This is a genomic window from Pseudomonas citronellolis (genome assembly GCF_029335315.1).
GTDB classification, from domain to species: Bacteria; Pseudomonadota; Gammaproteobacteria; order Pseudomonadales; family Pseudomonadaceae; genus Pseudomonas; species Pseudomonas citronellolis_A.
The window spans coordinates 17,332-29,623 of sequence record NZ_JARJLT010000300.1 but is presented as its reverse complement, the minus strand read 5'-3'; the positions used below and the strand labels follow the sequence as shown (position 1 = coordinate 29,623).

Sequence of the window (12,292 nt, the reverse complement as noted above, 5' to 3'; positions counted from 1 at the left end):
ATCAGCCGGCGCAGGCGCTTCTTGGCCGGCGGCGGTACCTGCAGGTCATGCTGCATGGCCAGGGCCTGGGCCTTGTCGATGCGCGTGTCGGCGTCCAGCGCCGGGCTCCACAGGCCGTCGGCCGGCAGCGGCTCGATGCACGGCGGCAGGGCCACGCCGCCCTCGGCCGGGCCCATCGGCCAGCGGTCGTTGTCGTGCAGGTGGTTGGCGTAGAACAGCAGGGTCTGCGGCTTCCACGCGCTGCGCTGGATGGCCTCCTCCAGCGCGCGGGTGGCGTGCACATGGTCGGCGTGGGGATCGAGCTGCGGGTGCGGGGTCACCAGCACCTCCGGGCGGAAATGTTCGAGCAGCGCTGCCAGGTCAGCCACCAGGTTGTTCCAGCTGGGCAGACCATCGGCATCGGCCGGCAGGGACAGCGGGTTGTGTCGGCGCATGGCGCGGACGTCGCTTTCCCCGGACTCGCGCGAGCCGAAGCCCTTCTCCGGCTCGCCGCACATCGCCGGCAGCTGCAGGCAGTAGTAGCCCAGTTGCACGCAGCGGCTGGCCGGCACTCCACCCCAGAGCGGCACGGCCAGGCTGTCCCAGGTGCGCAGACGGCCCTTCAGGCGCGCTGCGGCGGCCGGGTCCAGGCCCAGGCGCTGGTAGTGCTCGGCCTCGATCTCGCCCTGGGTCAGGGTGACGATGCTCACCTCCGGGGCCCGGCTGTAGAGGCCGAAGGCGGCCAGCTCGGCGTCGTCGGCGTGGGGCGCGATGACCATCAGCGGGCGTTCGGCGTAGTCCGGGTTGCGGAAGGCGTGCAGGGTGGCCTGGGTGTCCAGCCGGCAATGCCGGCCGCGAATGCGCAGGTGCCCGGCGCGCAGGGAGGCGCCCTGGCCGGACAGGTTGAGGTAGCGCACGCCGCTCACGCCACGCTCGAAGTCCTGGCGATCGACACCGTCGGTGCCCTCGATCAGCACCTGCGGGTCGAGCCAGCGGCCGAGCCAGCCGGCCTTGATGCGCACCTGCAGCAGCAGGGTCTCGTAATCTTCGGGCAGGGCGTCGGTGGCGACGTGCAGGCCGTGCGGACCGAGCGAAGCGGCCAGGCTCAGTTGGCTGTCCGGGAAGTCGTAGCGGTAGTCGTCGCGCGGCGAGTAGAACAGGTGATCGGCGAACCACGCCTCGTGGGCTACCCAGCCCAGTAGCACGGCCAGCGGCACGCTCCACCAGGGCGCGAAAATCGCCAGCAACACCAGCGCCAGCAGGGCGACCAGCAGCACCACACGCTTCTTGCGGCGGTGTTCCTTGAGCAGTTGCTGCTTGCGGGCGCTCATGGGCGTTCTCCGGGTTCGTGGCTGCGGACGAATGAGAGGGGCGAACCGTAGGAGCGGATTCTATCCGCGAATCGCAAGGAACCCGCGGCTATCGCGGACGGAGTCCGCTCCTACGAAAAGCGCTTCGGCGCGGGCCGTCAGACCTGGAACACCGGCACCCTGTGGCACCAGCGGTCCTTGTACTCGCGGTCGGCGCGGCCGAAGGAATAGCGTAGCGGCTTGCCCAGCGCCTCGGCCTCGGCCCAGGCCTGCTGGGTGTTGACGAAACTGAGCACGCTGCCCGGGCTGAATTCGCGGTTTTCCGGGGCCACGCCGCCATTGATGTATTCGACGCTGATCCACTTCGGCGACTCGACCCGGTAGAGGATCTGGATCGCCACCGGCTCGCCATCGAGCAGCACCAGCGAGCCGCGCATGAACTCGCGCATCAGCTCGAAGACCTCGGCCAGGCGCGCCTTGCCCGGCACTTCGAAGTCCCAGCGACGCTGGAACAGATCGGCGTAGATGCGCGCCTGCTCGGCCGGGCTCAGCTCGGCCATCGGCTGCAGCACGCCACCCGCCTCTTCCAGCAGGCGCTGCTCGCGACGCTGGTTGTAGCGGAATTTCTTCGAGAAGTCGGCCGGCGCGCGGTTCATCGCCAGCGCCTCGTCCTGCGGGCGCAGGTCGCTGACCTGCTCGCGGTTCAGCTCGGAGACGTAGCGCACCCGGTGGCGCAGCGGCACGCGCGCGCCCTCGGCGATCGGCAAAATGATCTCGGCGTTGCCCAGGTCGAACAGCGCCTTCTTGCCTTCGCGCTTGAGCACGTCCTTGGACAGTGCCAGGTGCCGGCCCCAGGTCGGGATGGCGGCGCGCAGCTGGCCGTCGGCGATCCAGCCCAGGTAGCGCACCGGGATGCCGGCGAGAGCGGCCAGGCGTTCGACCACCTGTGGATGGGTCGCCACGCTACCGCCGAAGCGCTGCCAGGCTTCGGCGTAGGCGGCGGCGTCGATTGGGGTCCAGCCGCGCTCGCGGAAAGCGCGCAGGTGGTTCAGCAACGCCATGTTCAGGCCGACTCGCCGACGCCGTCCTCGGCCGGCTCGTCGGCGAACTGCCTGGCGTGCAGGCGCGCGTAGTAGCCGTTGAGGGCGATCAGCTCGTCGTGAGTGCCTCGCTCGACGATGTGGCCCTGGTCCATCACCAGGATCAGGTCGGCGCGCTCGATGGTGCTCAGGCGGTGCGCGATCACCAAGGTGGTGCGGCCCTCCATGACCTTCTCCAGGGCGGCCTGGATGTGCCGCTCGGACTCGGTGTCCAGCGCCGAGGTGGCCTCGTCGAGGATCAGCACCGGGGCATCCTTGAGCAGCGCGCGGGCGATCGCCAGGCGCTGGCGTTGGCCGCCGGAAAGCATCACGCCGTTCTCGCCGACTTCGGTATTGAAACCTTCGGGTAGGCGGTCGATGAATTCGCGGGCGAAAGCGTCGTCCGCGGCTTTCTCCACGGCGCTGTCCGATTTGCCGGCCAGGGCGCCGTAGGCGATGTTGTTGCGCACGCTGTCGTTGAACAGGTTGACCTGCTGGGTGACCAGCGAGATGTGCTGACGCAGGTTGCTCAGGCGATAGTCGTCGACCTCGACGCCATCGAGGAGGATCTTGCCCTCGCCGTGGTCGTAGAAGCGCGGGATCAGGTTGGCCAGGGTCGACTTGCCGCTACCGGAACGGCCGACCAGGGCGACCATCTGCCCCGGCTCGACACTGAAGTTGAGGTCGTTGAGCACGCGCTTGTCGGTGCCCGGGTAGACGAAGCTGAGGTTCTGCACCTCCAGGCGTCCCTGCACGCGCTCTTTCTCCACGCTGCCGGTGTCCACCTCGGGCGCTTCGTCGAGCTGCTCGAAGATGCTCTCGGCGCCGGCGACACCCTTCTGGATGGTCGAGCTGACTTCGGAGAGCTGGCGAATCGGCTTCGGCAGCAGGCCGGCCATGGAGATGTAGGCGACCAGGTCGCCGACGGTGGCGTCGCCACGCAGCAGCAGCACGAGGTAGAGCAACACGGCCATGGCGCTGTAGATCACCAGCTGCAGCATCGGCGTGTAGATCGCCGAGGTCTTGTTCATGCGCAGGTTCTTGTTGGTGTTCTCACTGCTGACCTTGAGGAAGCGATCGCGCTCGTAAGGCTCGCCGCCGAAGCTGCGGACCACGCGATAGCCCTGGATGGTCTCGGAGGAGACGTGGGTGACATCACCCATGGCCACCTGGATCTTCTTGCTCTGCTTGCGGAACTTGCGGCTGGCGCTGGTCACCATCAGGGCGATGACCGGCAGGATCGCCAGCATCACCAGGGTCAGCTTCCAGTTCATGTACAGCAGCGAGAGGAACAGGAACACCACGGTCATGCCTTCGCGGATCACCACCTTGATGGCGTCGGTGGCGGCGCCGGTGACCATGGTCACGTTGAAGGTGATGCGCGAGATCAGGTGCCCGGAGTTGTGGGTGTCGAAGTAGCGGTTGGGCAGGGTCAGCAGGTTGTTGAACAGCGCCACCCGCAGGTCATGCACCAGTCCGAGGGACACGCGGGCAATGTAATAGTTGCCCAGGAACGAACCGATGCCTTGCCAGACGGCGATCAGCACCACCAGCAGCGGAACGGCGTAGAGCAGCGAAAGATCGCGCAGCCAGGCCCAGGGGGCGTTGGGGAACAGCTTGGCGTCCGGATGAGAGAGGCCATCCACGAAATACTTGAGGATGCCGGCCAGCATCGGCTGGGTAGCCGCGAAGATCAGGAAGCCGACGATACTCAGGGCGAACATGCCCCAATAGGGCCGCACGTAGGAGAGCAGGCGGAAGTAGATCTTCAGGCTCGAAGGCTCTGCGGAGGGTTTGCCGGTCATGAAGGAATCGCATGCTGAAAAGACCGGCGATTATAACACAGGCCTCTCGCTCCCCCGGCGCCTGGGCTACTATAGCCGGCCCCCGCCCAGGTACCCGCCATGCAAGAGCTCGACCTTTCCGCCTATGAAACGCTTCGCGCCGGCGCCACGGTGCTGGAGGCCGACAAGCACGGCGACAAGGTCCTGCGCCGGGCCGACGGCGACTTCATCAAGCTGTTCCGGCGCAAGCGGCTGATTTCCTCGGCGGCGCTCTACCCCTACGCCCAGCGCTTCGCCGACAACGCCGACGCCCTGCGCCGCCTGGGCATACCCTGCCCCGAGGTCATCGCGGTCTACCGTATCGCCGAGATCGCCCGCGACGCGGTGTACTACCACCCGCTGCCCGGCCGCACCCTGCGCCAGCTGATCGCCGCCGGCGAGGCCGACGACGGCCTGCGCGCCAGCCTCGGCGCGCTGATCGCCGAGCTGCACGAGCGCGGCGTGTACTTCCGCTCGCTGCACCTGGGCAACGTGGTGCAGACCCCGGAAGGCAAGCTCGGCCTGATCGACATCTCCGACATGAAGACCCAGCGCCGCGCCCTCAGCCGCGCACAACGCAAGCGCAATTTCGCGCACATGCTGCGTTATGCGGAGGATCGGCAGTGGCTGCTGGTCAACGGCGCCGCGGCGATTAAGGGCGCATACCTGCAGTGCAGCCGGGTCAAATGGGATCCGGCTGCACTAGAGCAGATCTTCAGCGAAGCCTGACTCAGGGCTGCGAAGCCCTGCGCAGGATGACATAGGCCTCGCCCTTGCGGTTCTGGAACTCGGCGATGGGTGTCAGGCCTTTCGCCCGCAGGGCATCCAGTTCATCACGATGCTTGAGCTTCACGCTCAGGGCGAAGTACTCGTAGGCATTGCTCCCGGTCAACGCCAACGCCTGATCGCGCAACAGGGTCTCGGTGCCATAGCCCCAGCCGGCGAAATAGGCCAGTCGATTGTCCTCCATGTACAGGCGGGCGTCGCGCGGCAGGTGCTGACCGATCCAGACACCGGCATCCCGCACCTGGGTCTTCGGTGCCGACGTCGATACAACGTTGGTCAACGCGAGCAGCACCAACGCGCCCACCAGCCATCCTTTCAGGCGCGGTCGCGCCTGCGCTATTACCTGGAGCCCCCGGGCCACACGCGGCACCAGGAGGAAGCCGGCAAACACCACATAGCGTAGGGAAAGGAACAGGTGGTCGACCAGGAACACCAGCAGGATCAGGCAGTACCCGACCAGCGCGATGTCCATCAGCAACCATGGGTTCCCACCCTCCTCACGGCGCAGCCCCAGCAACCAGGGGACAACGAGGATGTTCAGGATGTTGAGCAGCTTGAGCAGCAGGTAGACACAAAGCCCGGCGAACAGAATCTGCCCTGCATCATCGCGAGCGTATTCGAACGGCATCAACTGGCCCAGTTGACCGGCGAACAGCTCGAAGCGCTCGAACAGGATCTTTACATCAAGGCGCGCTACATAGTCGCTTACCCGTCCCGGAGGCAAGTAACCGCAGGAACGGGCCCAGACCAGCAGCGTCGCCAAACCTCCCACTAGAGCCAAGGCCAGCGCAATAATCAGCCCGCGCCGAGCCCTGCTCCCTTTTACACTCAGGACACAGTAGACCGGCAGCACCAGCAACAGATAAACCGCCTCCAGGCGAAACACTGCGGCCAGCATCACACCCAGGACGCCCAGCAGCAAATAACCCAATCGCCGGTACAGCACCCAGCCCTGCATGGCCCAGAGGGCCAGCATGGAGAAGCACCAGAAACCGTTCTCGCGAAGAATGTCGCCGCGGTAGACGTTGAAAGCGGGAACAGCCAGCACCACCAGCGCAGCCCAGACCAGCAGTTCCTTTCTTGTACGGCGGACCAGGTCGACACAAAGGACGCAAGCCAAGGCAGTGAACGTTTCGCACACCACTGCTGCGAGAGTCTCCGCGTCCACGCCAGAGAGTTGATGCAGCTTGGCGATCAGGATCGGAAACCAGGGCCAGTCGAAACGACCAAGACTGGCCTGCAAACCGTCTTCCAGATAAATCCTGCCGATATCCAGATAGAGCGCGGCATCACGGGCGATGATCGGATTGAATGCGTTTGCCACATACGACAACAACAGACTTCCTATCACTACCCCCCACAAGACCTGGCGATCACTACCCCAATTTCCGATCAACTGCCTCAATGCGGTACTACTCATGTTTGGCTGCTTTCCAAAGCGAACGACGCAAGGCCGCATTCAGCACAGTTCGAGCCAAAGAATCAACCGCTACGCGTCAGGGCGAATTCGTCGGCAGAAGCATGATTGCTCGGCTAGATTCAACTCATTGGCTTAGCCCCCGGATTACGAGGCCGCCCCACCTTCGCGTCAGGCACTGATGGCCCAATCACAGCAGCCAGCAGGGCTACAGTGTTTCAATGCGCAGGCGCTTTCCCTCTATGACAAAAAGCAAGGAGCGGTATGTGAGCAAGGCTTTCGGGCATCAGCCTGTGAATAGGGTTATGGCGTTGCCGCCTGCTTTTCCAGACCTTTCTGGCAAGCATGACGGCGCAGCAGCGCAGGCTCCGCTCGGGGCGGCGTACGACATGCCCGAGGACACTCCCCGCCGCGCCCAGGTGCGGATTTCCGTGGTAATTCCCACTTACAACTACGCCCATGTGCTGACCAGGGCCATGCAATCCGTAGTTGGCCAACTCGACAATGACTGCGAACTGCTGGTAATCGACGACGGTTCTACCGACAACACCGAGGCAGTAGTCCAGGCTTTGCTCGGCGGCAGCGCCGCACTGCGCTACCTGCGCAAAGACAATGGCGGACCGGCCTCGACCCGCAACCGAGGGGTAGCCGAAGCAACCGGCGACTACCTGATTTTCCTGGACGCCGATGACGAACTGGCCCCCGGTGCGCTGGCGCTGGTGCGGCAGCATCTACAGAAACACCCCGAAACCCGCATGGTCATTGGCGGTTACCTGATCCGTAGCCATGATCGAACCGCCGAACGGATACCTAGCGCGCTGCCAGACTCACGAAGCGACCGGGTGCGAGGCTACCTGATAGACAAGACGATCAGTCTCTCGAACGGAGCCTGCGTCATGCATCGGGACGTGTTCACCAAGGGGCTATATCCGGAGCACTTTCGAAATGCGGAGGACATACCGGTATTTGCCCAGGCACTTGCCAGCTATCCCTGCACGACCCTCGCAGCCCCCCTGGCGATCATCCATCGGCACGACGACAGCCTGCGCCACACGTTCTGCCATTCGAAGGAAATCGGTATCGACCTGGTGAACGAGGTATTCCACCGCCTGGACGGCGACTGGCAGGCATTGAGCAGGGCTTATTTCACCCAGCGCTGCCTGTCGCTGTTTCGTGAAGCCTACCTCGCGAATGACGTGTCCTTCGCCAAGCGTTTCTACCGCATGGCCCTGCAACACGACTGGACGGCGATATTCAAGCTTCCCTACACCCGCAAGGCCATCCGTCTCTGGCTAGGCATTCGACCCCACCGCTAGATGGAGGGGCCGCACCCCATCACTCCAGCACGTCGAAAGATACGGGAGTAGTGGCACTGACCGCACGGCGCAGCCTGCGCCCAAGCACCTCGTCGAGATGCTTCGGCGCAACGCCAAAACCTGGCCGCACACTGCGGATGGCATCAGCGGTCACGACATCTCCCGCCTGCAGGTCCTTCACGAAGTACAGCGAACGGCGGAATCGGACGTTACCCTGCTCGCTCGACTTTCGACCGTAGTCCACCTGCCCGAGGGACTGCCAGGCGGTCCGGCTGCCACTGCACAATTGCGCGAGTTCGGCGGGCTCCAGCGAGAAACTGTCATCCGGGCCGCCGCCACTGCGATCCAGGGTGAAGTGCTTTTCGATGATCGAAGCGCCCAGGGCAACGCTGGCAATCGCCGTGGTGTTGTCGAGGGTATGGTCCGACAGACCGGTGACCAGTCCGAAGCGCTCACGCATATCGACGATAGTGCGCAGGTTGTAGTCCTCGGCCGGCGCAGGGTAGCCACTGACGCAATGCAGAATGGCCAGCTCTCGACACCCGCCACCCAGCGCAGCATCGACCGCCTCCTGGATTTCCTCCGCATCCGCCATCCCGGTGGAAATGATCATCGGCTTGCCGGTAGAGGCGACATAGCGGATCAGCGGCAGATCCACCGCTTCGAACGAAGCGATCTTGTAGGCCGGCGCGTTGAGGTCTTCGAGCAGATCGACGGCCGTATTGTCGAACGGTGAGCTGAATATGGTGATGCCGACCTTGCGCGCATGTTCGAACAATGGCGCATGCCACTCCCAGGGCATGTGCGCCTCCCGGTACAGCTGGTACAGCGTCTTGCCGTCCCACAGCCCGCCACGTATCTGGAACTCTTCCGCAGTCGAGTCGAGCGTAATGGTGTCCGCGGTATAGGTCTGCAGCTTCACTGCGTCGGCGCCGGCCTTCCTGGCCTCCTCGATAATGCGCATGGCAATTTCGAGCTTGCCGTTGTGGTTGGCAGAAAGCTCTGCAATGACGTAGGGCGAATGGTCGAGCCCGATGGCCCGACCGGTAATGCTGATAGATGGATTCACGTTATTTACCTGCATGCAGTTCGAGCTTCTTCTGCAGCAGAGGGCGCTGCTGCTCCCACTCATCATGCAGTAGGCCCAGGCTATAGATATCGGCATAGCGCCCATCGACGAAATGCTGCTGGCGCAAGACGCCCTCGACCACGAAACCGAATTTCTTGTGAAGGCTGATGACCGCAGTATTGAAGTCCAGAACTTCACAATGCAACTTGTGCAAGGCTAGCGCGCCGAACGCGTAGTCCAATGCGAGGAATTCCATTTTACTGCCCGTCCCTCTTGGCGCATCCGGGGAGGCGTAGAAGGCCCAGGAAGAGTGGCCATTGGGCTTGTCGATGTTGACGAAAGCAACGATTCCCAAAGGAAGGCCTTGCTCCTCGAACATTCGGTACTGGTGCCGCGGATCATGGCGAATTCGCTCCCACCAGCTCTTATGCTCTTCGAGAGTGATCTCGTGACGGGTGTACATGTTGGCCCGCACATTCGGCGCATTCCGCCACGACAGCATCAGCTCCAGTTCGTGGTCCTCGATGTCCCGAAGTTTTCCAATATTCACTGTTTCAGCCTCGTCGCTGGATTTCGAATAGCTTCTCGACCACGAGCGAACAGCCCTGCCCTGAAGTTATGCCCGCCGCACTCCGGCTCATAGCCTGCAATACAGCAGGCGACTCCTTTAGTCTGACGACAAGCTCCTGCAGGTATCGCTCGTCACCAAGGCTGAAACTAACGGCGGCTCCGGTCTCTTCAATTCTTCTACCGGCAACCCTCTGGTTGTCGGCGACGACTACCATCAGCGTTGGCAACCCCATGCAGCAACGCTCCCAGGATGTCGAACCCGCAGCACCGATGGCCAGATCGCTTTCTTTCATAAGTTTGGCCATCTCAGTGGTATTTACCAGCACCTCTGCGGTACATGGCAGCCCGTCCACAAGCTGGCGAACTTCGGCAAGCCATGGCGCCGTAGCGCCCATTACTACGGTGATACGCATCTCAGGCGAAACAACACCGGCCAAGGCTCGTAGAACGTAGGACGACGCGTTCGCGGCGTCGACCCCTCCCATCGTCACCAGGATATCTCTCAATGCACCTTGGGCCTGAGCCCTGCGGAAGAGACTTTCCGCCCTGAGTTCGGCGAACTCGGGACGGAGCAGGGCGAACTGGGCGCCCGCCAATACCGTGCAGCGAGCAGGGACAAGTGCTTCATAGGCCTGCGCTGTTTGCCCCAGGTTCTGATCCAGTAGCAGGTCGCACTCGTGCGCCCTATCCGCAAGATCATCGATCACCATCATGTTGCGGCAGACGCCGGACACAATTCGTTCCCAGCGAGCATCGATGGCGTAATGGTCGACCACGAGCCAGTCGGCTCCCAGATCGACAAGAGCCTCACAGGTCTGCTTGGCGTCATCCGCCCAGCCAACACCCAGCCAACGTGCATGAACAGGCCCCGATACCTCTTCGTCGCAACTGTCACTACCGGCAGGAAGCATGCTGATGCCGTGTCCACGCTGGATAATCTGTGCAAACAAGTGCCCAGGGTGCTCGCGGGAAATGAAATGACAGTCGACGCCTGCTGCTCGCAGTACATCGGCAAGAGTCAGGCAGCGCATTACGTGGCCGCTGCCCATCAGCAATGAAGCGTCGACGCGGAATACGACTTTCACAGCTCAGTGCCGGAGGCCTGCATGGCCTTGAACATCCACTCCGCCTGCACCCAGTCCTCCTGCGTATCGATATCCTGTACCCGGAATCGCGGCAGTACTACCGGCGCCGAGGCGGATGAGAAGATCGGCACCCCCTGTTTCCAGGCCTGAGTACGCCCCCAGTAGAACTGCCCAGCGTCATGGAAGGCCTCTTCCAAATCCTGAGAACGCGTGGAGAAATGCTCCGGAGTAAACATTTCGACACGCTGTGCGCCGGTGAGGCGAAGTGCGCGTTGTATAGGGAACGGGTAGCTGGTAACGGAGAACGCATATTCAGCCCCTCCAACCTCAAGAACCTCTCGACCTTTCTGAAGGTCGGCAGGACGAAGGAAAGGAGCAGTAGCGTAGATACAGCACACAAGCTCTGGCGCTGTGCCGTTGCGTTCGTACCAATCTATGGCGTGTTGAATGACAGGTAATGTTCCACTGTGGTCACCGGCCAACTCGGAAGGACGCAGGAAAGGCACGTGAGCACCATGCTCCCTTGCGATGGCCGCGATGCGTGGATCGTCGGTGGAAACGGCCACCTCGTCGAAGCATCCACTCTGCCGGGCCGCCTCGATGGACCAGACAATCATTGGCTTGCCACAGAACAAACGAATGTTCTTACCCGGAATTCGTTTGCTTCCGCCGCGAGCGGGAATGATCGCGAGCTTCATTCGGCTACCGCATTAAGCAGAGCCCGCACCACCTCATCCTGCTGTGCATCAGCCAGCCCCTGGTACATAGGCAGACTGATCGCCTCCGCGTAGTAACGTTCAGCCTCGGGATAATCGCCATCGCGGAATCCAAGGGCGCGGTAATAGGGCTGCGTATGCACCGGAATGTAGTGCAGATTGACGCCAATGCCCTGAGCCCGCAGCGCCTCAAATACGTCGCGATGACTTCGGTTGATCCGCGCCAGATCGAGCCGGACCACATAAAGATGAAGGCCGGAGTATCCATCGGGATGCTGCCAAGGCGTGACCAGCGGCAGTTTGGCCAGCAGTTCGTCGTAGCGCCTGGCCAACTCATGGCGTCGAGCCACGTACTGATCCAGCCGAGCCATCTGGCTGACGCCCAAGGCGGCCTGTAGCTCGGTCATCCGGTAATTGAAACCGAGGTCGATCTGCTGGTAGTACCAGGGACCGTCGGCGGCGTGGGTCATCTGCGCGGGATCGCGGGTAATCCCATGACTGCGCAGCAGCGCCATGCGTCCGGCCAGCTCCGCATCGTTGGTCAGCGCCATGCCGCCTTCGGCGGTGGTGATGATCTTGACCGGATGGAAACTGAACACCGTGATATCACTGTAGCGACAGTTGCCAATGAACTCGCCACGATACTTTCCGCCGATCGCGTGAGACGCGTCTTCGATGATCCGGAAGCCATAACGCACCGACAGCGCATGGATGGCCGCCATATCGCACGGCTGCCCGCACAGGTGTACGGGCACCACGACCTTCGGCAGCGTCCCTTCGACCTCGGCCTGCTGCAACTTGCGCTCCAGGGCCTGAGGGCAGAGGTTGTAGGTTCGCGGGTCGATGTCGACGAAGTCGACGCTCGCACCACAGTAGAGACCACAGTTAGCCGAAGCGACGAAGGTAACGGGGCTCGTCCACAAGCGGTCGCCAGGCCCAAGACCTAGCGCCAGGCATGCCAGATGCAGGGCGGAGGTGGCGCTGTTCACGGCCAGTGCGTGGGCCGCACCGACGTGCTGCGCGACGGCCTGCTCGAAGCGCGGCACCATCGGACCCTGGGTCAGGAAATCCGAGTTCAGTACCTCCACGACCTGGTCGATATCAGCCTGGGTAATCTCCTGGCGACCGTAGGGGATCATGCG

The 12,292-nt window shown here is 63.0% G+C and carries 11 protein-coding genes; 2 read left to right on the top strand and 9 right to left on the bottom strand.

The window, feature by feature from the left end; genetic code table 11:
* The 3 genes from P3W75_RS22750 to msbA form a co-directional block, all read right to left on the bottom strand.
* A partial coding sequence (locus P3W75_RS22750) for a PIG-L deacetylase family protein (protein WP_276229572.1) occupies positions 1-1,310 on the bottom strand: 1,310 nt, incomplete at its 3' end.
* A gap of 137 nt (positions 1,311-1,447) precedes the next feature.
* Positions 1,448-2,350, bottom strand: coding sequence for a GNAT family N-acetyltransferase (locus tag P3W75_RS22745; RefSeq protein WP_430765404.1), 903 nt, complete (start codon positions 2,348-2,350; stop codon positions 1,448-1,450).
* Between the two features lie 2 nt (positions 2,351-2,352).
* Positions 2,353-4,173, bottom strand: a complete 1,821-nt coding sequence (gene msbA, locus P3W75_RS22740; RefSeq protein WP_276229571.1) for a lipid A export permease/ATP-binding protein MsbA — start codon at positions 4,171-4,173, stop codon at positions 2,353-2,355.
* A 99-nt stretch (positions 4,174-4,272) separates the two neighbouring features.
* On the opposite strand from msbA, the gene P3W75_RS22735 reads away from it, so the two are divergent.
* Positions 4,273-4,920 carry a phosphotransferase gene (locus P3W75_RS22735; protein ID WP_276229570.1) on the top strand — a complete coding sequence of 216 codons (648 nt, stop codon included), beginning with the start codon at positions 4,273-4,275 and terminating at the stop codon, positions 4,918-4,920.
* Position 4,921: 1 nt separating this feature from the next.
* Here P3W75_RS22735 and P3W75_RS22730 read toward each other — a convergent pair whose 3' ends face one another.
* A complete protein-coding gene (locus P3W75_RS22730; protein WP_276229569.1) occupies positions 4,922-6,313 on the bottom strand; it encodes a hypothetical protein in 1,392 nt (463 codons plus the stop codon).
* Between the two features lie 347 nt (positions 6,314-6,660).
* Here P3W75_RS22730 and P3W75_RS22725 point away from each other — a divergent pair, with 347 nt between their 5' ends.
* Positions 6,661-7,710 (top strand): glycosyltransferase family 2 protein, encoded by a 1,050-nt coding sequence (locus P3W75_RS22725; RefSeq protein ID WP_346429865.1) that lies wholly within the window; start codon positions 6,661-6,663, stop codon positions 7,708-7,710.
* Between the two features lie 19 nt (positions 7,711-7,729).
* Here the strand turns inward: P3W75_RS22725 and pseI are convergent, their stop codons facing one another.
* From pseI to pseC, 5 genes are read right to left on the bottom strand one after another with little or no spacing between them, the layout of a single operon-like run.
* Entirely contained in the window at positions 7,730-8,794 is a 1,065-nt protein-coding gene (gene pseI, locus P3W75_RS22720; RefSeq protein WP_276229568.1) for a pseudaminic acid synthase, read from the bottom strand.
* Positions 8,781-9,329, bottom strand: coding sequence for a UDP-4-amino-4,6-dideoxy-N-acetyl-beta-L-altrosamine N-acetyltransferase (gene pseH / locus P3W75_RS22715; protein ID WP_276229567.1), 549 nt, complete (start codon positions 9,327-9,329; stop codon positions 8,781-8,783). Before pseH ends, pseI begins: the two co-directional genes overlap by 14 nt.
* Before the next feature lie 4 nt (positions 9,330-9,333).
* Entirely contained in the window at positions 9,334-10,434 is a 1,101-nt protein-coding gene (gene pseG, locus P3W75_RS22710) for a UDP-2,4-diacetamido-2,4,6-trideoxy-beta-L-altropyranose hydrolase (RefSeq protein WP_276229566.1), read from the bottom strand.
* The gene (gene pseF / locus P3W75_RS22705; RefSeq protein ID WP_276229565.1) at positions 10,431-11,132 is read right to left on the bottom strand and encodes a pseudaminic acid cytidylyltransferase; all 702 of its coding nucleotides are present in this window, start codon (positions 11,130-11,132) and stop codon (positions 10,431-10,433) included. Before pseF ends, pseG begins: the two co-directional genes overlap by 4 nt.
* Entirely contained in the window at positions 11,129-12,289 is a 1,161-nt protein-coding gene (gene pseC / locus P3W75_RS22700; protein ID WP_276229564.1) for a UDP-4-amino-4,6-dideoxy-N-acetyl-beta-L-altrosamine transaminase, read from the bottom strand. The genes pseF and pseC overlap by 4 nt, the downstream gene beginning before the upstream one ends.
* Positions 12,290-12,292 lie beyond the last annotated feature (3 nt).

Bases quoted from the DNA above. Each gene is read 5' to 3' on its own strand.
- P3W75_RS22735 (WP_276229570.1), top strand. From the start codon at position 4,273: ATGCAAGAGCTCGACCTTTCCGCCTATGAAACGCTTCGCGCCGGCGCC.
- pseF (WP_276229565.1), bottom strand. From the start codon at position 11,132: ATGAAGCTCGCGATCATTCCCGCTCGCGGCGGAAGCAAACGAATTCCG.
- pseI (WP_276229568.1), bottom strand. From the start codon at position 8,794: ATGCAGGTAAATAACGTGAATCCATCTATCAGCATTACCGGTCGGGCC.
- msbA (WP_276229571.1), bottom strand. From the start codon at position 4,173: ATGACCGGCAAACCCTCCGCAGAGCCTTCGAGCCTGAAGATCTACTTC.
- P3W75_RS22745 (WP_430765404.1), bottom strand. From the start codon at position 2,350: ATGGCGTTGCTGAACCACCTGCGCGCTTTCCGCGAGCGCGGCTGGACC.
- pseC (WP_276229564.1), bottom strand. From the start codon at position 12,289: ATGATCCCCTACGGTCGCCAGGAGATTACCCAGGCTGATATCGACCAG.